At 67.7% G+C, this 19,443-nt stretch carries 19 protein-coding genes and 2 tRNA genes; 13 read left to right on the top strand and 8 right to left on the bottom strand.

Annotation, left to right across the window (positions count from 1 at the left end):
• Positions 1-105 precede the first annotated feature (105 nt).
• The 3 genes from V6D00_08390 to V6D00_08380 all read right to left on the bottom strand — a co-directional run bounded on the left by V6D00_08390 (position 106) and on the right by V6D00_08380 (position 2,071).
• A complete protein-coding gene (locus V6D00_08390) occupies positions 106-597 on the bottom strand; it encodes a hypothetical protein (GenBank protein ID HEY9899184.1) in 492 nt (163 codons plus the stop codon).
• Positions 598-745: 148 nt separating this feature from the next.
• Positions 746-1,630, bottom strand: a complete 885-nt coding sequence (locus tag V6D00_08385) for a phosphate/phosphite/phosphonate ABC transporter substrate-binding protein (GenBank protein HEY9899183.1) — start codon at positions 1,628-1,630, stop codon at positions 746-748.
• 63 nt (positions 1,631-1,693) lie between these two features.
• On the bottom strand, positions 1,694-2,071 hold the full coding sequence (locus tag V6D00_08380) for a YraN family protein (GenBank protein ID HEY9899182.1): 378 nt from the start codon (positions 2,069-2,071) through the stop codon (positions 1,694-1,696).
• Here V6D00_08380 and V6D00_08375 point away from each other — a divergent pair.
• From V6D00_08375 to V6D00_08365, 3 genes are all read left to right on the top strand, one after another.
• On the top strand, positions 2,070-3,110 hold the full coding sequence (locus V6D00_08375) for an iron ABC transporter permease (GenBank protein ID HEY9899181.1): 1,041 nt from the start codon (positions 2,070-2,072) through the stop codon (positions 3,108-3,110). The two genes, V6D00_08380 and V6D00_08375, sit on opposite strands and share 2 nt — an antisense overlap.
• Positions 3,107-3,892: an ABC transporter ATP-binding protein gene (locus tag V6D00_08370; GenBank protein HEY9899180.1), complete on the top strand. Its 786-nt coding sequence runs from the start codon at positions 3,107-3,109 to the stop codon at positions 3,890-3,892. The genes V6D00_08375 and V6D00_08370 overlap by 4 nt, the downstream gene beginning before the upstream one ends.
• Before the next feature lie 180 nt (positions 3,893-4,072).
• Positions 4,073-4,714, top strand: coding sequence for a tetratricopeptide repeat protein (locus V6D00_08365; protein ID HEY9899179.1), 642 nt, complete (start codon positions 4,073-4,075; stop codon positions 4,712-4,714).
• Positions 4,715-4,772: 58 nt separating this feature from the next.
• Here V6D00_08365 and V6D00_08360 read toward each other — a convergent pair whose 3' ends face one another.
• A complete protein-coding gene (locus V6D00_08360; GenBank protein HEY9899178.1) occupies positions 4,773-5,507 on the bottom strand; it encodes a ZIP family metal transporter in 735 nt (244 codons plus the stop codon).
• Between the two features lie 68 nt (positions 5,508-5,575).
• Here V6D00_08360 and V6D00_08355 point away from each other — a divergent pair.
• The 8 genes from V6D00_08355 (at position 5,576) to V6D00_08320 (ending at position 16,156) form a co-directional block, all read left to right on the top strand.
• Positions 5,576-5,649: transfer RNA gene (locus tag V6D00_08355), tRNA-Pro, on the top strand.
• 57 nt (positions 5,650-5,706) lie between these two features.
• Positions 5,707-5,847 (top strand): hypothetical protein, encoded by a 141-nt coding sequence (locus V6D00_08350; protein ID HEY9899177.1) that lies wholly within the window; start codon positions 5,707-5,709, stop codon positions 5,845-5,847.
• Between the two features lie 125 nt (positions 5,848-5,972).
• A complete protein-coding gene (gene gatA, locus V6D00_08345; protein ID HEY9899176.1) occupies positions 5,973-7,442 on the top strand; it encodes an Asp-tRNA(Asn)/Glu-tRNA(Gln) amidotransferase subunit GatA in 1,470 nt (489 codons plus the stop codon).
• Positions 7,443-7,452: 10 nt separating this feature from the next.
• Positions 7,453-8,901, top strand: a complete 1,449-nt coding sequence (gatB, locus tag V6D00_08340) for an Asp-tRNA(Asn)/Glu-tRNA(Gln) amidotransferase subunit GatB (GenBank protein ID HEY9899175.1) — start codon at positions 7,453-7,455, stop codon at positions 8,899-8,901.
• Positions 8,898-9,953 (top strand): calcium/proton exchanger, encoded by a 1,056-nt coding sequence (gene cax, locus V6D00_08335; protein HEY9899174.1) that lies wholly within the window; start codon positions 8,898-8,900, stop codon positions 9,951-9,953. Before gatB ends, cax begins: the two co-directional genes overlap by 4 nt.
• Positions 9,954-10,048: 95 nt before the next feature.
• Positions 10,049-13,444 (top strand): adenylate/guanylate cyclase domain-containing protein, encoded by a 3,396-nt coding sequence (locus V6D00_08330; protein HEY9899173.1) that lies wholly within the window; start codon positions 10,049-10,051, stop codon positions 13,442-13,444.
• 77 nt (positions 13,445-13,521) lie between these two features.
• On the top strand, positions 13,522-14,451 hold the full coding sequence (locus tag V6D00_08325; GenBank protein HEY9899172.1) for a hypothetical protein: 930 nt from the start codon (positions 13,522-13,524) through the stop codon (positions 14,449-14,451).
• A 58-nt stretch (positions 14,452-14,509) separates the two neighbouring features.
• Complete coding sequence (locus tag V6D00_08320) at positions 14,510-16,156, top strand: HD domain-containing phosphohydrolase (protein HEY9899171.1); 1,647 nt, start codon at positions 14,510-14,512, stop codon at positions 16,154-16,156.
• A gap of 103 nt (positions 16,157-16,259) precedes the next feature.
• Here V6D00_08320 and V6D00_08315 read toward each other — a convergent pair.
• Positions 16,260-16,341 (bottom strand) — tRNA-Ser (locus V6D00_08315).
• A gap of 90 nt (positions 16,342-16,431) precedes the next feature.
• Positions 16,432-16,884 (bottom strand): tRNA adenosine(34) deaminase TadA, encoded by a 453-nt coding sequence (gene tadA, locus V6D00_08310; GenBank protein HEY9899170.1) that lies wholly within the window; start codon positions 16,882-16,884, stop codon positions 16,432-16,434.
• Between the two features lie 114 nt (positions 16,885-16,998).
• Here tadA and V6D00_08305 point away from each other — a divergent pair, with 114 nt between their 5' ends.
• Positions 16,999-17,190 carry a hypothetical protein gene (locus V6D00_08305; GenBank protein ID HEY9899169.1) on the top strand — a complete coding sequence of 64 codons (192 nt, stop codon included), beginning with the start codon at positions 16,999-17,001 and terminating at the stop codon, positions 17,188-17,190.
• Here the strand turns inward: V6D00_08305 and yihA are convergent.
• Both yihA and V6D00_08295 read right to left on the bottom strand, forming a co-directional pair.
• Positions 17,187-17,828: a ribosome biogenesis GTP-binding protein YihA/YsxC gene (yihA, locus tag V6D00_08300; protein HEY9899168.1), complete on the bottom strand. Its 642-nt coding sequence runs from the start codon at positions 17,826-17,828 to the stop codon at positions 17,187-17,189. The two genes, V6D00_08305 and yihA, sit on opposite strands and share 4 nt — an antisense overlap.
• 26 nt (positions 17,829-17,854) lie before the next feature.
• Positions 17,855-18,310 (bottom strand): ferredoxin-thioredoxin reductase catalytic domain-containing protein, encoded by a 456-nt coding sequence (locus V6D00_08295; protein HEY9899167.1) that lies wholly within the window; start codon positions 18,308-18,310, stop codon positions 17,855-17,857.
• A gap of 105 nt (positions 18,311-18,415) precedes the next feature.
• Between V6D00_08295 and V6D00_08290 the strand changes: the two genes are divergently transcribed.
• A complete protein-coding gene (locus V6D00_08290) occupies positions 18,416-19,297 on the top strand; it encodes a DMT family transporter (protein HEY9899166.1) in 882 nt (293 codons plus the stop codon).
• The last annotated feature ends 146 nt before the right edge of the window (positions 19,298-19,443 follow it).

Genomic DNA, 19,443 nt, shown 5'->3' with positions numbered 1-19,443 from the left:
GAAAGAACTTCATGAATCCTCCGTTATTGGGCATGGCGCGACGATGCGCCCCGCTGGCTCCATTGTAGCCGAAGGGACGCACGAAAGGCGAGCGGGTTGAAGGCCCTAGTATGTGCCGGCGTAGGAGCCCGCGGCGGTGGTGTTGAGGGTGGTGACCTCGGCCTGGGCGTTGTCGAGGAACCAGCTGGTGCCGGTGAAGGTGAGGACCTCGCGACCCTTGGGCTGGATCGTGACGGTGCGGGTCTGGGGCTCGCCCGAGGGCTTCTCGTTGTTGATGAAGCTCACCTTGACGGTGCCGGTCAGCGCGACGGTCGAGGGATTCGAGACCTCGACGGTGGCGACCAGCTTGCCGAGACCCAGGGTGGCCTTCTTGACGTTGGTGACGCTGGCGACCAAAAAGGCGTCGGCGACCGGGGTCGGGCTCGGGGCGGGGGTGGCCGCGACGACCACCGGGGCCGGGGTGCCCGTGGTGCGGAGCTTGCTGCTGTCGCCCGCCGAGGTGGGGTCGATCAGGGTGGCGCTGCCGCCGCAGCCGTTGACGGCGAAGGCGAGCGCCGAGGCGACCATCAGCAGCGAGCAAATCCGTGACATCCGCATGGGAACCTCCTTGGGTGAGCCAAGAGGGTTATCGGGCGCGGCCAGCGGGACTTGGTAAAGAGCGTTTTAAGTTTCGATTCAGATTGGACCTCGGGTCCGCAAAAAGCCGCCCCGCCGGCTTGCGGCGGGGCGGCGGCTGGATGGTCGCTTACTTGATGCTCAGGCCGACCTTGCCGAAGGCCTCGCGCACCGAGGCGTAGTCCGCAGGAGCTGCCGGGACGAAGCCGTCCACGTGGTAGATCTCCTTGATCCGGGCGCGGCCCTCGGGCGTGGCCGACAGGTCGAGGAACGCCTTCTTGATGGCGCCGACGATCTTGGGCGAGAGCCCCTTGCGCACCGAGATGTTGTCGGCCGGGATGGGCTTGGAGACGGCGAGCAGGCGGATCTTCTCGCGGTCCCTGGGGTCCTTGAGCAGGAGGTTCCAGGCGCTCTGGATGCCCTTGGGGTCGTTGGCGTAGGCGGCGCCTGCCTGGACCTTGCCCCGCGCGACGGCGAGCACCGCCGCGTCGTGGCCGCCGGCGTAGATGACGCGCTTCAGGTCGCGATCCGGGTTGATTCCCGCGTTCATGAGCATCACCTTGGGGTAGATCCCCCCGGAGGTGCTGGTGGGGTCCACGAAGGCCATGGTCTTGCCCTTGAGGTCCTTGAGCGACTTGATCCCGGAGTCCTTCTCGGTGAAGATCGCGGCGTAGTAGAGGGCGCGGCCGTTGAACTGGGACTTGAGGATCACCTCGGCGCCCGCCTTCTTCTCGGCCATGACGTAGGCGCCGGGCGGGAAGAAGGCGAGATCGACCTTGCCCACCTGCATGGCGTTGATGACCCCGGCGTAGTCCGACGAGAGGAAGGGCTGGACCTTCATGCCGGTCGCCTTGGAGAGGATCTCGACGATGGGGCCGGCGGACTTCGCCATGTCCTGGGGGTTCTCCCAGGGGGTGAAGCCCACCCTCAGCACCTGGGGGGTGTAGGCATGCGACGGCAGGGCGGTGGCGGCGAGGCAGAGCGCGCCGAGCGCGCCGGCTATGAGCTTGTTCATCATGGTTCCTTCTTAGCGAGCGTCCGGACGTATTCTACCCACCCCGCCGAAAAACTCGCCTGCTCAGGCGCCGAAGGCGCCGACCAGGTGTCGGATTCGCGGCGAGGCCCCGTCGTCGAAGCTGACCTCGACGACGTCGAAGCGGATCGCGACGTCCCAGAGGGCCTGGCGCGCCAGGTAGATCTGGGCCATGCGGATGATCTTCTGCTGCTTGGCGTAGGTGACGGCCTCGGCCCCCTGCCCGAAGCGATCGCCGCGGCGGGTCTTGACCTCGACGAAGACCCAAAGGGCGCCGTCGCGCGCCACCAGGTCCAGCTCGCCCCATCGGGTGCGGGCGTTGCGTGCTACAATCGCGTAGCCCGCGCGCTCGAGATGGCTCGCTGCGAGGGCTTCGCCCTTGCGGCCCAGCGCCAGGCGGGCGCTTTCGGTGCTTTTCGCCATGTCGAACTCTCCTCTGCCCCACGTCGCCGAAAAGGCCCGTTCGGTCGCTGCCTTCATCCGGCCGCTCGCGCTCCCGGGCCTTCTCGCGCTGCTTCTGGTCGCGGCCGCCCTCGGCCTCCGCTGGGGGGCGGTTGATTTGTCGACGGTGTCCTGGATCGATTTTATCACCCTGCGGGCCAAGGATTCGACCCAAGGCGCGATCCTCTACGACGTTCGCCTGCCGAGGGTGCTGCTCGCGATCGCGGCGGGCTTCGGGCTCGCCGCCTCGGGCACGACCTGGCAGGCGCTTCTGCGCAACCCGCTCGCGGACCCCTACTTGATCGGGGTCTCGGCGGGCGGGGCGCTCGGGGCCGGGGTCGCCATCATCTTCGGGGCGCACCTGCCCTTCGGGGCGAACGCGGTGCCCCTCTTCGCCTTCGTCGGCTCCCTGGCGGCGGTGGGCCTGGTCTACGCCCTCGCGGGCCAGGGCGCGGCCTCCATCGAGCGGGTCCTGCTCGTGGGGGTGGCCATGGGGGCCTTCCTCACGGCGTGCCTGAGCATGCTGACCTTCTGGCACGCCGACTCGATTTCCACCCTCTACTTCTGGATGCTCGGGGGCTTCTCCGGGCGCGGGTGGGAGGAGCTGACCCAGATGCTGCCCTACCTGGTGGCGGGCCTTGCGCTGATCGCCCTGCAACTGCGCCACCTCAACGTCATGCAGCTCGGCCCCGATCGGGCGCGCAGCCTCGGCGTGGACGTGGTCCGCTGCCAGCGGCTGCTCTTGGCGGGCGCGTCGCTGACCACGGCCGCGGTGGTCTCGGCCTCGGGGATGATCGGCTTCGTGGGGCTCGTGGTGCCTCACCTGGCCAGGCTTCTGGTCGGGCCCGACCTGCGCCGGGCGCTGCCCGTGGCGTGCCTGATGGGGGCGATCCTCCTGGTCTGCTCGGACCTGGTGGCCCGCACGGCCTGGGCGCCGACCGAGGTCCCGGTCGGCGTGCTGACGGCCATGCTCGGCGCGCCGTTCTTCCTGTACCTGATCGTCAAGGAGCGCCGGGCATGAGCGCGATCGCCGTCACGGACCTGAGCGCCGGCTACGGCCAGCCCGTCTTTTCGGGCGTCTGTTTCCGGGTCGAGCCGGGCGAGTTCGTCGGCCTCCTGGGCCCCAACGGCGCGGGCAAGTCCACCCTGCTCAAGGTCCTCGCGGGGGCGGTCTCGCCCCTCTCGGGCCTGGTGGAGCTCGAGGGGCGCGCCATGGCGCGCTACCGCGCGCACGAGCTCGGCCGCAAGCTCGCGCACCTGCCCCAGCACCCGAGCGACGATCGGGCGTTCACCGTGCGCGAGGTCGTCGCCTTCGGCCGCCACCCGCACCAGGGGGCCTGGGGCTGGGGGGACGAGGCGCGCGATCGAGAGGTCGTGCAGGAGGCCATGGAGGCGGTCGCGGTCGGCGACTGGGCCGAGCGGCGCATGGGGGCGCTCTCGGGCGGCGAGCAGCAGCGGGTGAGGCTCGCCCAGGCCCTCGCGCAGGAGCCCGCGGTCCTCTTGCTGGACGAGCCGACCGCCTGGGCCGACCTGCGCTTCCAGCTCGATCTGCTCAAGCGGGTGTCGGAAATTGCGCGCGCGCGCCGAATCGCGGTGGTCGCGGTGCTGCACGACCTGAACCACGCCGCCCAGTTCTGCTCGCGCCTGCTGCTCTTGCACCACGGGCGCCTCGCCGTGGACGGCACCCCGCACGAGACCCTGACCCCGGCGACGATCCAGGCAGCCTTCGGGGTGCCGGTCCTGGTCCAGCGCCACCCCGAAACGCTCGCGCCCTACATCCTGCCGCGGCTCGGCGAAGCGTAGCCTGGCCCGTACCATTGGACGGCCTTCCGGGAATATTCCGTGAGCGGGAGGCCTTCACCACCCCTGAGGCTTGCTTGGCGCTTGCGCGCCTATCCCTTATCCTGGAGGGGAACCACCCGAGGAGTCGTTTCGTCCATGGGTCGTCACCGCGCAATCCCGCGTGAGAAAGGACCTCGCCCGATGCTCAAGCCACTCATCACGGCGGTCGCCCTGGCGGCCCTGACCTTCGCAGCACCCGCCGCTTGGGCCGTGGACACCTCCCGCGCCGAGCTCGAGGAGCTCCAGCGCCGCGTCGACCTGGATCCCAAGAGCCCCGATGTCCACTTCGACCTGGCCATGGGCCTGGCGCGGACCGTCAAGCTCGAAAGCGGCTACGCGTCGCTCAAGAAGGTCATCGAGCTGGATCCGACCTACGCGGACAAGGTCATCGCGACGTACAAGCCCCTGGTGGATCAGAACAAGCAGAACGTGGAGGCCTTCTTCCGGCTGGCGTTCGGCTACTACTTCAAGGGCTGGAGCCTCCAGCAGGCGGATCCCGCCTCGGCGGAGGGGGCCCAGAGCAAGCAGCTCGCCCGTACCGCCTTCGAGGCGATCATCGCCAACGACCCCAAGTACGTCTGGGGCTACAACTACCTGGGCTACCTGATCGCCGAGAGCGGCGATCTCGAGAAGGCCGTCGGCCTCTGGCGCCAGGCCATCTCAGTCGAGGACAACGCCGTGGCCCACTTCCTCATCGGCCAGGCCTACATGCGTCAAGGCAAGATGGCCGAGGGCGTGATGGAGACTGCCACGGCCATGCGCATGCGCGGCCTCAACCCGTAGGCGATAGCTTCACGCGACGAGGGGCGCCGCTATCGGCGCCCCTCGTCGCGTGAAGCGGCTAGTGCGCGTGGAACAGGTGGACGATGGCGTAGACGAAGGCGACCCCCGCCAGCAGAAGGACGCCGGTGAGCGCGTGCTTGGCGGCGTGGCTCTCGGGGATGAGGTCCGAGGCTGCCACGTAGAGGAAGCTGCCCGAGGCGATCGCAAGCAGGATGCCGACGGTGTCCTGCTGAAGGCCGCGGGTCACCAGCGAGGTGCCCACCGCGCCGACGGGCGTGGCCAGGGCCACCAGGCCGGCGAAGAGGATTGCGCGAGACTTGGTGTAGCCCGCATGCAACAGAATCGAGGTCACGGCGATCCCCTGCGGCAGCTCGTGGGCCAAGAGGCCCATGGTGGTGACGAAGCCGAGGGCGGGACTGACCTCGAAGCCCACCCCGATGATGATCCCGTCGATCAAGGAGTGGAAGGCCATGCCCAGGAAGGCCACCAGGCCCATGGGATGGTGGTGTCCCACGTGGTGGTGGCTGTGGTAGTGGAGCATGTTCTCGAGGAAGTAGAAGCCGATGAAGCTGCCGAGCACCCAGGGGAAGATGTTGTGCCGGGTCAGCTCCTGGGCCTCGGGCAGGAGGTCGAAGAAGGCCACCCCCAGAAGGGTGCCCGCCGCGAAGCTGATGACCAGGGGGAGGAACTGTCGAAGCCAGGCTTCGCCCCTGACGACGAGGCCGACGCCGATCATGCTGCCGAGGCCCGCGAGCGTGCTGTAAACCAGGGTGTTGCCGAGTGAAGAGGTCATGGCCGGTGGATTTTCTTTCTGTAGGCTGGTTGTCTTAAGCAATGAATCGTGGTATCTTAACATCAAATCGGGACGTAGCGCAGCTTGGTAGCGCACCTCGTTCGGGACGAGGGGGTCGCAGGTTCGAATCCTGTCGTCCCGACTACAGAATGCGAGGGGGGCTAGTCCCCCCTCTCTTTTTTTTGCCGGGAGGCACCGCTTGAAGCTCGCCTTCGCTTTCGTGTGTCTGTTTCTCATCTGGCTCGGGACGTCGGATCTCGAGCCCTACCGCCCGCGCCGAACCGGGCGCGTCAAGGCCCTGCGCCGGACGCCCGTTCGCCGCCGCGTGGTGCGCCACTGAGCGATCCTGCCTCATCCTCCCGGCGTCATGGCCTCCCTGGCCAGAGAAGCGTCCGTGCTACCGTTTCCACACGAGATCCGGTAGCATGAGGGCCTGAACGACCCTTTTTGTCCCAGGAGATTCCCGTGCAGCTCAACGATCTCACCGCGGCCCAGCTCTCGGAGCGCCTCAGGGCGCGCGAGGTCTCGGCCGTCGACGTCGTCGAAAGCGCCTTCGCGCGCATCGACCGAGTCGAGCCCCAGATCGGCGCCTTCATCACCCTGACGCGCGAGGGCGCCCTCGCCCAGGCCGCGGCCGTCGACAAGGCCCGCCTTGCTGGTGATGCCCTGCACCCCTTGGCCGGCGTGCCCATGGCCACCAAGGACAACCTGAACACCCGAGGGGTCGCGACCACCTGCGCCAGCCGCATGCTCGAGAAATTCGTGCCGCCCTACGACGCCACCGTCGTTTCGAGGATGCGCGAAGCGGGCCTCATCTCCCTCGGCAAGGCAAACATGGACGAGTTCGCCATGGGCTCCTCCACCGAGAACTCGGCCTTCAAGAAGACCCGGAACCCGTGGGACGTCGCCACGGTGCCGGGCGGATCGTCGGGGGGCTCGGCCGCGGCCGTCGCCGCCGGCATGGTGCCGCTTTCGACCGGCAGCGACACCGGCGGATCCATCCGCCAGCCGGCCGCCTTCTGCGGCATCGTGGGAATGAAGCCGACCTACGGCCTGGTGTCGCGCTACGGCCTGGTCGCCTTCGCCTCGAGCCTCGACCAGGTCGGGCCCATGACCCGCGACGTGCGGGACAACGCCCTGATGCTCAACGTGCTCGCGGGTCACGACCCCCTGGACTCCACCTCGATCGACCAGCCTGAAGAGACCTACGTCAACTACCTGACCGGCGAGGTCAAGGGCCTGCGCATCGGCGTCATCTCCGAGCTTACGGGTGACGGGGTCTCCCTCGAGGTCCGCGCCGCCGTCGAGGCGGCCACCAAGGTGTTCGCGCACCTGGGGGCGGTCGTCGAGGAGGTGAGCCTTCCGACCAGCAAGCACGGCATCGCCGCCTACTACCTGGTGGCGACCGCCGAGGCCAGCTCGAATCTGGCGCGCTACGACGGGGTCAAGTACACCCTGCGCGAGGAGGCCGAGGACCTTTTGGGGATGTACCTCAGGACCCGCGCCGAGGGCTTCGGGGCCGAGGTGAAGCGCCGCATCATGCTGGGGACCTACGCCCTGTCGAGCGGCTACTACGACGCCTACTACAAGAAGGCCCAGCAGGTCCGCACCCGGATCCGCGAGGATTACGACCGGGCCTTCTCCCGGTACGACCTGATTCTTAGCCCGACCACCCCCTCGACGGCCTTCAGGCTCGGCGAGAAGACCAGCGATCCGCTCGAGATGTACCTCAGCGACATCGCCACCGTGCTCGCCAACCTGGCCGGCATCCCCGCCCTCTCGATCCCCTGCGGCTTCGACGATAAGGGGCTGCCCATCGGCCTGCAGCTGCAGGGCCCCGCGCTCTCGGAAGGGATGCTGTACCGGGCGGCCTACGCCTTCGAGCAGGCCACCTCGTTCCATACCCGGCGCCCCGAGCCGCTCTCGGCCAAGTAGGAGAAGCCCCATGTCGAAGTACGAAGCGGTCATCGGCCTCGAGGTCCACGTCGAGCTTTCCACCGAGACCAAGATCTTCTGCGGCTGCCCGGCGAAGTTCGGCGGCGAGCCCAACGCCCACGTCTGCCCCGTCTGCCTCGGGCTGCCGGGCGCGCTGCCGGTGCTCAACCGGAAGGTGCTCGAGTACGCGATCCGCGCGGGGATCGCCCTCAACGGCCACATCGCCGAGACCTCCAAGTTCGATCGCAAGAACTACTTCTATCCCGACCTGCCCAAGGGCTACCAGATCTCCCAGTACGACAAGCCCATCGTGGAGAGGGGCTGGCTCGAGATCGCGACCTCGGACGGCGTCAGGCGGATCGGCATCACGCGCCTCCACATGGAGGAGGACGCCGGCAAGCTGGTCCACCAGGGGGCCGCGAACCTCGCGGGCTCGACCTACTCGCTGGTCGACCTCAACCGCGCCGGGGTCCCCCTGTGCGAGATCGTCTCGGACCCCGACATGCGCACCCCGGAAGAGGCGCGCCTCTACATGCAGGAGCTGCGCAACATCCTGGTGACCATCGGCATCACCGACGGCAAGATGGAGGAGGGGTCGCTGCGCTGCGACGTGAACGTGTCGCTGCGGCCCGTGGGCACCGAGGCGTTCGGCACCCGCACCGAGCTCAAGAACATGAACTCCTTCCGCGCGGTCCAGAAGGCCCTCGAGTACGAGATCGAGCGTCAGGCGAGGGTCCTCGACGAGGGCGGCCGCGTCGTGCAGGAGACCCGCACCTGGAGCGAGGAGCGCGGCGTGACCGTCTCCATGCGATCCAAGGAAGAGGCGCACGATTACCGCTACTTCCCCGAGCCGGATCTCTCGGACCTGGTGATCCCGCGCGAGGTGGTCGAGCGGGTGCGCGCCAAGCTGCCCGAGCTTCCCGCCGCGCGCCGTCAGCGCTACCAGGAGGTCGTCGGCCTGCCCGCCTACGACGCGGGGGTCCTCACGGACAACCTGGAGCTCGCGCACTACTTCGATGCGGCGATCGCAGGCAGCCCCAACCCCAAGGGAATCGCCAACTGGCTGATGGGAGACGTTGCGGCTCACCTCAACTCAAGCAAGCTCGCCCTTTCGGAGCTGCCCGTCAAGCCCGACCAGCTGCGCAAGCTGGTGGAGCTGATCGACGCCGAGGTGATCAGCGGCAAGATCGCAAAGGCCATCGTCGTAAAGATGCTCGAGACCGGCAAGGATCCCGAGGCCCTCGTCGCCGAAATGGGCGTGACCCAGATCTCGGACGAGGGGGCCATCGTCGAGGCGATCCGCGCGGTGCTCGCCGCGCACCCGGCCCAGGTGGCGGAGTACCATGCGGGCAAGGTCAAGGTCATGGGCTTCCTGGTGGGCCAGGTCATGAAAGAGACCCAGGGCAGGGCCAAGCCCGATGCGGTCAACCGCCTGCTGGTTTCGGAGCTTGTTCGATGAAATACCTCTACCTCCTGCTGGTCTTCATCCCCGTCAGCGTCCTCGCCGAGCTCCTGCACTGGGATCCGACCGTCGTCTTCGTCACCAGTTGCCTGGCCATCGTGCCGCTCGCCAAGCTGATGGGCTACGCGACCGAGGAGATCGCCATCAAGGCGGGCCCCGGCATCGGCGGCCTGCTCAACGCGACCTTCGGCAACGCGGTCGAGCTGATCATCGCGGTGATCGCCCTGCAGAAGGGCCTGCTCATGGTGGTCCAGGCCTCGATCACGGGCTCGATCCTGGGCAACCTCCTCCTGGTCCTCGGCCTCTCGGTCCTGCTGGGCGGCCTCAAGCACAAGGAGCAGCGCTTCAACCGCACGATCGCGGGCGCCAACGGCGCCATGCTGATGCTCGCGGTGAGCTCGCTCTTGATCCCGGCCGCCTTCGTCTACACCTCGCCGGTGACCCTCGCGACGCCGGGCGTCCAGAACCTGTCGCACTGGGTGGCGATCCTGCTCCTGGTCGTCTATGGCCTGAGCCTGGTCTTCTCGCTCAAGACCCATTCCCACCTGTACGACGGCAGCAGCCATGGCGAGGGCGTCGAGGAGCCGACGCTCTCGCAGCCCAAGGCGATCGCCCTGCTGCTTGGGGCCACCGCCCTGGTGGCGATCGAGAGCGAGTTCCTGGTCGGCTCGATCGAGGCGGTCACCCACAAGTGGGGCCTCTCGGAGCTGTTCATCGGCGTCATCTTGATTCCGCTGATCGGCAACGCCGCCGAGCACCTGACGGCCGTCACCGTCGCCATGAAGAACAAGATGGATCTCTCGCTGGGCATCGCCGTGGGCTCGAGCCTCCAGATCGCCCTGCTGGTCGCCCCCATCCTGGTGCTGGTCGGCTGGGCCATCGGCCAGCCCTTGACTCTGCACTTCAACCTGTTCGAGGTGGTCGCCATCGGCATCGCGGTCGCCATCGCGAACATGATCGCCCAGGACGGGGAGTCCAACTGGTTCGAGGGCGCTCAGCTGCTCGCCGCCTACGCCATCCTGGCCATCGCCTTCTTCTTCCACCCCTAGGGCGCTTGGGCCCCGTGGTATACTGACACGGGCGGAAGCTGCCTGTCGGTCGTTGCGAGCGCGGGGCCTGCGCCCTATCGGAGAGGCACGAAACCTTGAACTGTACGCATTGTGAGGCGTCTGTCAGGTCCGACGCCAAGTTCTGCACCCAGTGCGGGAAGAAGCTCGGCATCCCCTGCGGCGCCTGCCAGGCCCTGTGCCGCCCTGACAGCACCTTCTGCACCCAGTGCGGCGTCCAGCTGAGCGGCGCGCGCGCGCAGGCCTCCACCTCGAACGCGGGCGATCGTCGGGTGGTCACGGTGCTCTTCACGGACGTCTCGGGCTTCACCGCCATGAGCGAGAAGCTCGACCCGCAGCAGGTCACCGAGATCGTCAACCAGTTCTTCGAGGTCCTCACCGAGCCCATCTACCGCTTCGGCGGGGTGGTCGACAAGTACATCGGCGACGCGATCATGGCCCTGTTCGGGGCGCCCATCGCCCACGAGGACGATCCGGAGCGCGCGGTGCACGCCGCCTTCGAGATGCAGGAGGCCGCCCGGGCCTTCGCGGCCAAGCTCGAGGAGCGCACCGGCATCAGCCTCAGGGTCCGGATCGGCATCCACACGGGCCTGGTGGTCGCGGGCGCCGTCGGCGGCGAGCAGAAGCGGGACTACACGGTCATGGGAGAGACGGTCAACCTCGCCCAGAGCATGGAGGCCGCCGCCCGTCCCGGCAAGGCCCTGGTCAGCCACGAGACCTACCGGCTGGCCTCCGAAGCCTTCGACTTCCTGCCCATGCCCGCCGTGACGGTCAAGGGCCGCTCAGTCCCGGTCGAGACCTACGAGGTGGTGGCCCCGCGCCACAAGACCGACATCGGCCGCGAGCGCGGCGCCTTCGTCGGGCGCAGGCACGAGATCGAGCAGCTGGCCCAGGCCTGGCTCTTGGCGTGCGAGGGCGCGCCACAGCTGGCGGTGGTCAACGGCGAGGCGGGGATGGGCAAGTCGCGCCTGGTCTCGCAGTTCGTGCAGCAGCGTTGCGTGCCCGCCCCCGTCACCATCCGGGCGCGCTGCCAGTCCTACACCAGCACGGCGTCGTTCGGCCTGGTCACGAATTTGTTGCATTACTGGCTGGATGCCCCCCCCACCGCCTCGACCGCCGAGCTTCGCCGGCGCCTGGGCGAGTGGTGCCTGCGCCTCGATCCGGGCGAGGGGGCTCGCCTCGCCGATCGACTGGGGGCCTTCCTGGGCCTGGAACCGGCCGATGCCGAGCTCGCCTCGCTCTCGCAGGAGCAGCGCCGCAACGCCGCCCTTTCGGCCCTCAACGGCGTCCTCCTGCGCATCGCCGAAACGGGCCCCCTCCTGCTCTCCCTCGAGGACTTGCAGTGGGCGGACGAGGCCTCGCTCGAGTGGTTCCGCGCCTTCCTTCAGGCCCTTGCCCTGCACTCGGCCCCGGCCAAGGTCATGATCCTCTGCCAGCAGCGCGCCGAGGCGACCAAGCTGCCCTTGGACTCCTGGAAGAAGGACCTGCTCGCCATCCAGCTCAGCCCCTTCGCGGCCGAGGAGAGCCTCGCGATCGCCGCGGCGATCCTCCACGTGACCCCCGAGGCCATCAGCGGCGAGGCCGCGCTCGCACCCTTGATCCGGCAGGTCCTGGAGCGCGCCGCGGGCAACCCGTTCTACCTCCACGAGCTGATCACCTCGCTGATCGACGGCAAGGCGATCGCCCAGGGGCCTGACGGGGCCTGGGTCCTGATGATGGCCGAGGCCGACATCCGCCTGCCGAGCACCATTCACGGGGCGGTCGCCTCGCGCCTCGATCGCCTCGGGCGATCCCACAAGGGGCTCTTGCAGGTCGGCGCCCTCCTGGGTCGGACCTTCTCGCTGGGCATCGTCGAGGAGGTGGGCCAGCGCGCCACCGACAACCTGCACTCGCTGCAGGACCTGTGCCGCATGGGCTTCCTGTACCAGAACTCGCAGGGCGACTTCGCCTTCACCCAGCCGCTGATCCAGGAGGTGGCCTATCACAGCCTGCTGCTCAGCAGCAGGAAGGATCTTCACGGTCGCACCGGACGCGCCCTGGAGGCCCTCTACGCGGGCCACCTCGAGGAGAACGCCCACCTCCTGGCGCACCACTTCCTGCTGGCCGACCAGCACGCCCCGGGCCTCAAGTACCTGTACCTCTCGGCCAAGCGCTCCTTCGCCTTCTTCGACCTTTCGCGCTCGCGGGCCGACCTGGAGCGTGCCACCCAGGTCATGCAGCAGGTGGCGGACCTGGCGACCCCCGCGAAGTGGGAGGTTCACTGGTTACTCGGTCAGGTCCTCACCTCGCTGAGCCAGTACGACCAGGCCTTCGCCGCGCTGGAGTCGGCCCTTTCCATCGCCCCGACCCCGAGCGCGCGGGCGAACGTGCTGCGCAGCCAGGGCGACGCCCTGGAGCGAAAGGGCGAGTACCAGGCAGCGCTCGACAGCTTCCAGCAGGGCCACGACGCGCTGCCTCAGGAGGCGAAGCTGGAGCGGGCCCCGCTGCTCTCGAAGATGGGCTACGCCAAGTATCGCCTGGGCCAGATCGAGGAGTGCATCCAGCTCTGCGAGAAGGCCCTGGAGCTGATGGAAGGGACCGCGCTCGATCGCGAGATCGGCCAGGCCCACTCGTACCTGGGCATCTGCTACAACCGCCGCGGGGACTCGGTGCGGGCCATCATGCACACCCGCCTTTCCCTCGAGTTCCGGGAGGCCTGCAAGGACATCACCGGCCAGGCGACCTGCTACAACAGCCTGGCCAACATCCACTCGAACCTTGGGGAGTGGCGGGAGGCCGACGACTTCTACCGGCGCGCGCTGCAGGCCTACGAGCGGATCGGCGATCCCTGGTACATCAGCCTGGTCCACAACAACCACGGGACGCTGCTGCTCAACCGCGGGGCCCTCGAGGAGGCCGAGGATCACCTGGGCAAGGCCCTCGTCCTCAAGCGGAAGGTCGGCGATCGCCAGGGCGAGGGGATCGTCCTGTTCAACCTGGGCGAGATCGCCTCGCGCCGCGCAGACGGCCAAGGCGCGGTGAGCGCCATGCAAGAGGCCCTCTCGATCTTCCAGGAGCTGGAGTCCAAGGAGGTCTATCCCGAGGTCTTCATGACCATCGGTCGGGTATGGGCGGAGCTCGGGGCGGCGAACGAGGCCTGGCGGTTCGTGAACGAGGCCCGGCAATTCGCGCTGGAGCTCGGCGACGACGGGACCCTCGCGGTGCTGCCGCGGATCGAGAGCCAGATCCACGTGGTGGACGGCGCGCTGGACCTGGCGCAGCTCAAGGCGCAAGAGGCGATCGCGCGGATCGCGCCGCTCGAGTCGCCGCTCGATCTGGCGCGGGCCCACGCGCAGCTCTCGCGGGTGCTTTCCGCGCGCGGGGATGCCGTCGGCGCGAGGAAGAGCGCCGAGGAGGCCCGGGCCATGTTCGTTCAGCTGGGGGCCGCCTTCGAGCTGTCCCAGCTCGGAGAAGCGGTAAGTTCCGCACCTTAATCTATTAAGGGAAGGTTTAACCGAGCCTTCGTCCGGGAAACAACTAAGCAAGTGTTCTGATCGATAAGGAGTTGAAGATGAAGGCTTTCCGCCCCGCCCTGCTTGCCTGCACCGCCCTCGCCGTTCTCTCGGCCGGCTGCGACATGCAGCAGTTCCTGGCCAACAACAAGAAGACGGGTGACACCAAGCAGACCGGCGGCACCGACAACCCCGCCACGGGCCTGACCCTTGCCGAGAAGCAGGCGCTCACCACCGCCCAGTCCGCCACGCTGCAGCAAGCGGCCGGCTTCGCCACGGTGATCAATGGCCCCGTCTCGGCCTTGCAGCAGGCCGCCGGCCTCCAGCAGGCGGCAGGCCTTGCGAGTCCCTACCGGATGGCGAGTCTCACCCGCCTGATCCAGAGCGTCCCTGCCTGGCAAGATCTCCCCGGCAATTCCTGGGAAGATGTGACGGGCGGCAGGCGCTACCAGGGCAGCTTCGAGGCCATGAACGGCAACCTGGTGGCCACCGGCAGCGCGCTGGTGGCGACCAAGTCCATCACGGTGCCCGGCACCAGCAACGAAAAGGTCGACATGATGGACTCGACCACCCTCGATCTGACGATCGCGACCGCCTCGGCTGGCGTCGCGGGGCTGCAGGGCTCGAAGATCCAGGGCATCTTCCAGGCTGACCTCAACCTCGCCTCCGTCGGCCTTGGTAGCGCCAACCTCACCTTCACCGATCCCGCAGGCGCCTCTGAATCGCTCAAGTTCAATTACTTCGTCGGTTTCAGCAATGGAAAGGCCGTGCCCCAGGGCTGGGCGGTCGAGCGACTGTACATCAGTGGCGGAAGCCAGTTCAAGATGTACCTCAACACCAAGTCTGGCACGGGCTGGGTGGCAAAGCGGAACTCGGATGGCGTCTTGGATCGCGTCATGAACTGTGACAAGGGCTCCACCCCGGGCAGCTGGAACGTCAAGCTGCTTGACGGCTACGTGGCCACCAACAGCTTCACGATTCCCAACTAACCATCCAATGGCATCGGCTCCCTTCCGTACCGGAAGGGAGCCTTTTTCGGGAGCAACCATGGCAACGACCCCGGATGATCGTCTAAAGACCTGGCAGGAACTGGCGCGCCTTTCAGGGGACATCCTCGCGCTCAGCGATCACGAGGCGCGCCGCCGCTGCATCCGCGACGCCGCCATGCGCATGTTCGGCATGGACCGCGTGACGCTGGTGCCCATCGGCCGGTCCATGGCCGAGCTCTCGGCGCCCGGGCGCAACCAGCTTCCCTTCTTCGAGTACCTGGCCCTCCAGCGCCAGCCGGTGCTGGTGCAGGACGCGAACGGCGATCACGGCTTCTCGATGCCGGCCGAGATCGCCGACTGGCGCTTCCCAACCTTGCTCTTCATCCCCTTGATCGCGCGCGAGACGGCCCTCGGGGTCCTCGCGCTGGCGAGCAGCTCCATCAAGGAGTTCAGCCCCGAGGAGGAGGCTCTCATCGCCGCCTTCGTGCCCCAGGTGGTCGCGGCGATGGACTCCGAGACCCTGCTGCGTCTCTCCGAGCGTCACGAGGCCTTCCAGGCCTTCCTGAGCGAGCTGGACGAGATCATGCTGCGACCGGATCTCCCCGGGCTTTTGAGCGCGACGGTCCGCCTGGTGCAGAAGGCCCTCGACGTCGAGAAGGTCCTCGTCTTCTCGCGCCCCAAGGCGCGCCTGCAGCAGCCCCTGGACGTCACGGTTGCGGAGGGCTGCCCCTACGCGAGCGGCGGCTGCCTCTCGGGCCACGCGTGCGGCAAGCTCGCCAACGCCCAGGCGGCGCTCAAGGGGGTCGAGATCCGCAACGCCGAGGCCATCGCCGCCGAGATGGGGCCCGACCATGCCCTGTGCCGCGAGCGACAGGTGGCGCTCGCGCCGATTCACACCCACCGCCAGCACTACGGGATCCTGGAGGTGTTCAACAAGAAGGACGGCACCGACTTCACCCAGGCGGAGCTGGACCTGATCGAGAACGTGGGGCGCAAGCTGGGCCTCGCCTTCGACAACCACGCCCTCATGGAGCAGGTCAACGAGGGGATCCTCGAGACCATCAAGGGGCTCGCGCGCGCCCTGGACAGCAAGGACAAGTACACGGCCAACCACTCCGACAACGTGGCGCAGTACGGGTACCTGACCGCGATCGCCATGGGGCTGGACCCGGAGCAATGCCAGCGCATCAAGCTGGGCGGCATCATGCACGACATCGGCAAGATCGGCATCCCCGACGAGATCCTCAACAAGCCCTCGCGCCTGACGGACGAGGAGTTCGCGATCATCAAGCAGCATCCGGGCAAGGGGTATCGGATCCTGGAGCCCTTCAAGCAGATGCGGGACGTGGCGGATGCGGCCTGCTCGCACCACGAGCGCTACGACGGTGCCGGTTACCCGCGCCGCCTCAAGGGGGAAGCGATCCCCGTCGGGGGCCGGATCCTGGCGCTGGCCGACGCGTTCGACACGCTGACGAGCGATCGCAAGTATCGCCCTCGCGTCCCGATCATGGACGCGCTCCTGGAGATGCGCCGCTGCGCGGGGTCGCACTTCGACCCGCAGGTGGTCGCGGGCTTCTTCCGGGCCATGGCGGAGCTGGGACCGGTGGACCTGAACCGCAACGAGCTGCCGCCCAGAGAGCTGCTCCTCGAGATGGCGGACCTGTCGCTGCCCCTGGAGCGGTTCTTTCCGCCCAAGGAAGCCTAGGGCTCGGAACGATCGAGATCCCCCCACCCCCAGCCCCGCCCCACCAGGGGGCGGGGAGAACCAAAAAAAGGCCGCCCCGCATGACGCGGGGCGGCTTTTAGAGCGGAGGGCATGGGATTCGAACCCACAGCCCCTTGCGGGGTAACTGATTTCGAGTCAGCCTCCTCACCATTCGGTTACCCTCCAGGCTCGGTGTCGGGCGACTCGCGCCGCCGACAAGGATTACTTTATCAAAAGCTCGCTTTAATCGTCAACCCTCGCGCCCCGACTTTCCCTCACCTTTCTCGCTTCGCCTCGAAGAAGGCCATGAGTTGCGCCTGGCATTCGGCCTCCATGATCCCCCCGATCACCTCGACCCGGTGAGGGTACTCGGGCCGCTCGATCAGGCTGAAGACCGATCCGGCCCCCCCGAGCTTGGGATCGTAGGCCCCGAATACCACACGGTCCAGCCGGGCCTGCACCAGGGCCGGCGCGCACATGGGGCAGGGCTCGAGCGTGACGTACAGGGTGCAGCCCGTCAGGCGCCACCGCCCCAGGGCCTCGCCGCCGAGGCGCATGGCCATCAGCTCCGCGTGGCCCGTCGGATCGCACTGGGTCTCGCGGGTGTTCCAGCCCGTGGCGACGACCCTGCCCTCGTGGACCAGCACCGCCCCGACGGGGACCTCGCCCAGCGCGCGCGCATGATCCGCGGCCGTCATGGCCTGCTGCATCCATTGCTGGTGGCGCAAGAGGGCTCCTCTCCAGAGAGTTAGCCGAAAGAAAACGGACAGGAATGCGTCACGCAATCTTCACGAAACATTTACGTGCTAGGATGGCGGCCAGGACAGGAAAGGAAGGCTCGCATGGTGCTGAACGACTATCGCTGCCCCCGCTGCCGCCATCGCCTGACGCGCGTCTCCAAGTGGCTGGGGTACTGCTGCGAATCCTGCCGGCTCGTCGTGACCTTCATCGACAAGGAGAAGGCGCGCATCACCCCGATGGCGGGCGACGACCCCCAGATCCTCCCGATCTCGGCCTTGAGCGCGACGGCCTAGACCTCCTCGGCCTGCGCCTCGTCCGGTTCGACGTTGCGCAGCGGAGGCAGGGCCAGGTAGTTCGAGACGACGCCCCAGATGCGGTCCTTGGCCTCGCCCGTCTCGGACGAGGCGACGATCAGGGCCTCGCGCGGGGCGTCTTCCAGCAGCAGCGTCTCGGCGCAGACCTTGCGGTGGGCCTCCCACTTGGAGCGCCCGAGCTTGTCGGCCTTGGTCGCGATCACCGTGGTGGGGATCCCCTCGGCCTGGAGCCACTCGAACATCTGCACGTCCAGGTCCGAGGGCGGGTGGCGCAGATCGACGATCTGGAGCACGCCGTGAAGGGTGGGACACTCCTTGAGGTAGGTCTCGATCATCTGGGCCCACTGGGCCTTCTTCACCTTGGAGACCTCGGCGTAGCCGTAGCCGGGCAGATCGACCAGGTCGAAGGCGCGGTTGACCCGGTAGAAGTTGAGGGTCGCGGTCTTGCCGGGCGACGAGCTGGTGCGCGCCAGGCTCTTGCGCTGGAGAAGGCGATTGATCAAGGAGGACTTGCCCACGTTGGAGCGGCCGACCATGGCGATCGCCGGCAACGCGGGCTTGGGGTATTGACTGGGGTTCACCGCGCAGGCGGCGAATTCGGCGCTCGTAATCTTCATGAGCACCAGTTTAGCACGCCGGGAGTTTACGCGTTCCAGCCCGTTCCGGCCTTGACGAAGATCATGCAGTGGTCGATGCCGGGGTGGTGGCTGGTCATGTACCAGCCGTCCTCGCGCTGTTCGATGTCGCCGGGGGCGGGCCAGTCCTTGGTCTTCTCCATCAGCTCCTCGCGGGTGGAGAAGGGGCCGTAGGCTCCGGACTCGGTGGCGTCCATGCGCACGGCCGCCGGGCACGGGCAGATGGCAGCCAGGTTCTTCTTGCCGTCGGCCTTGACGTACGAGAGCGGGCCGTAGCAGGGGCAGAAGCGCGTGCCGTACTCGAGCTGGTTGCGGGTCAGGCCGAGCTCGACGGCCTCCACCACGTCCTTGTCGTGGTAGAGCTCCCACTTGAGCCGCGAAAGCACCCCGCCCACGAAATTCCGGGTGCGTTCGCGCTCGGCGTCGAACTCCTCGGGGGTGTAGGGTTTCTTCTCGGTGGCCATGGCCCCTCCTCGTGCTGGCGGGATGTACCCTCCCAGTTTACAGCAAGCAGCCCGAACGTTTTTTTGCTATCCCGGCAAAGCGCCCCGGCATGCTAGAATCGCCGCATGCCCGACACGTCAAACGCCCTGCCGATGCTTCCTTCCGCCCATTCCGAGCGCAAGGGGTACGCTTTCATGCTCGGCTCGAGCGTGTGCTTCGCCGTCATGGGGGCCTTCGTCAAACAGGCGAGCGCCACCCTGCCCTTCCTCGAGGTCTCCTTCTTCCGCGCCTTCGGGGGGCTCTTGATGATCGCCGCCTGGATGGCCCTCACGGGACAGCCCTTCGCGGCCCGGGACAAGGGGATCCTCGTCTGGCGCGGGGTGCTCGGCTGGGCGGCGCTCACCGCCTTCTTCTTCGGCATCTCGACGCTCTACCTGGCCGATGCGGTCCTCTTGAACTACACCTCGCCGTTCTTCACCGCGATCGTCGCGACCTTCGTGCTCGGCGAGCGGCTGAGCCGCCCGAGCGTCCTCGCCCTTCTGCTCGCGAGCGCGGGGGTGGCTTTCGTGGTGGGGCCCAAGGGCGGCTTTCTGCACTGGGAGGCCCTGGTCGCGCTAAGCTCGGGCCTGTTCGCGGCCTTCGCCTACGTGGCCGTCAAGCGAGCCACCGCCCGCAACAGCCCCTGGGTGATCGTGCTGTACTTCTCGGCGGTCGCCTCGCTTCTGACCCTGCCCTTGATGGTGCCGGGCTACCGCCACCCTAGCCCGCTCGAGTGGGGCCTGCTGTCGGGGGTGGCCGTCTCGGCCACGGTGGCCCAGGTCTTCATGACCCTGGGCTACCAGCACGCCCGCGCGACGACGGCGAGCATCGTCTCGCTCTTCACCCCGTTCATCGCCGCCGTGCTCGGCATCTTCTTCTTCCACGACCTGCCCACCTGGGCCACGTGGCTCGGCGGGGGCTTGATCCTGGCGGCAGGGGTGCTCCTCACCCGCGAAAAGAGCACCTGACGAAACCTGGCATGTTACGATCGTTGGCCGCCGTGGGCGGCTAGGAGGAACAGTTTCGTCAGGCGCTCCGACTAAGCTTGCCATTTGCGGGCCCTCTTTCTAGACTGAGAGCATCTAACAAAACCAGGCATGTTACGGACTTTGGC

This window comes from Pantanalinema sp. (assembly GCA_036704125.1).
GTDB lineage: Bacteria > Cyanobacteriota > Sericytochromatia > S15B-MN24 > UBA4093 > JAGIBK01.
Note: the sequence above shows the minus strand (reverse complement) of the source record. Positions and strands in the feature narration are given on the sequence as shown.

What these genes read in the sequence shown, in the direction of transcription:
- V6D00_08390 (HEY9899184.1), bottom strand. Translation starts at nt 597, where the DNA reads ATGCGGATGTCACGGATTTGCTCGCTGCTGATGGTCGCCTCGGCGCTC.
- V6D00_08385 (HEY9899183.1), bottom strand. Translation starts at nt 1,630, where the DNA reads ATGAACAAGCTCATAGCCGGCGCGCTCGGCGCGCTCTGCCTCGCCGCC.
- V6D00_08375 (HEY9899181.1), top strand. Translation starts at nt 2,070, where the DNA reads ATGTCGAACTCTCCTCTGCCCCACGTCGCCGAAAAGGCCCGTTCGGTC.
- V6D00_08380 (HEY9899182.1), bottom strand. Translation starts at nt 2,071, where the DNA reads ATGGCGAAAAGCACCGAAAGCGCCCGCCTGGCGCTGGGCCGCAAGGGC.
- V6D00_08370 (HEY9899180.1), top strand. Translation starts at nt 3,107, where the DNA reads ATGAGCGCGATCGCCGTCACGGACCTGAGCGCCGGCTACGGCCAGCCC.
- V6D00_08365 (HEY9899179.1), top strand. Translation starts at nt 4,073, where the DNA reads ATGCTCAAGCCACTCATCACGGCGGTCGCCCTGGCGGCCCTGACCTTC.
- V6D00_08360 (HEY9899178.1), bottom strand. Translation starts at nt 5,507, where the DNA reads ATGACCTCTTCACTCGGCAACACCCTGGTTTACAGCACGCTCGCGGGC.
- gatB (HEY9899175.1), top strand. Translation starts at nt 7,453, where the DNA reads ATGTCGAAGTACGAAGCGGTCATCGGCCTCGAGGTCCACGTCGAGCTT.
- cax (HEY9899174.1), top strand. Translation starts at nt 8,898, where the DNA reads ATGAAATACCTCTACCTCCTGCTGGTCTTCATCCCCGTCAGCGTCCTC.
- V6D00_08325 (HEY9899172.1), top strand. Translation starts at nt 13,522, where the DNA reads ATGAAGGCTTTCCGCCCCGCCCTGCTTGCCTGCACCGCCCTCGCCGTT.
- V6D00_08320 (HEY9899171.1), top strand. Translation starts at nt 14,510, where the DNA reads ATGGCAACGACCCCGGATGATCGTCTAAAGACCTGGCAGGAACTGGCG.
- V6D00_08305 (HEY9899169.1), top strand. Translation starts at nt 16,999, where the DNA reads ATGGTGCTGAACGACTATCGCTGCCCCCGCTGCCGCCATCGCCTGACG.
- yihA (HEY9899168.1), bottom strand. Translation starts at nt 17,828, where the DNA reads ATGAAGATTACGAGCGCCGAATTCGCCGCCTGCGCGGTGAACCCCAGT.
- V6D00_08295 (HEY9899167.1), bottom strand. Translation starts at nt 18,310, where the DNA reads ATGGCCACCGAGAAGAAACCCTACACCCCCGAGGAGTTCGACGCCGAG.
- V6D00_08290 (HEY9899166.1), top strand. Translation starts at nt 18,416, where the DNA reads ATGCCCGACACGTCAAACGCCCTGCCGATGCTTCCTTCCGCCCATTCC.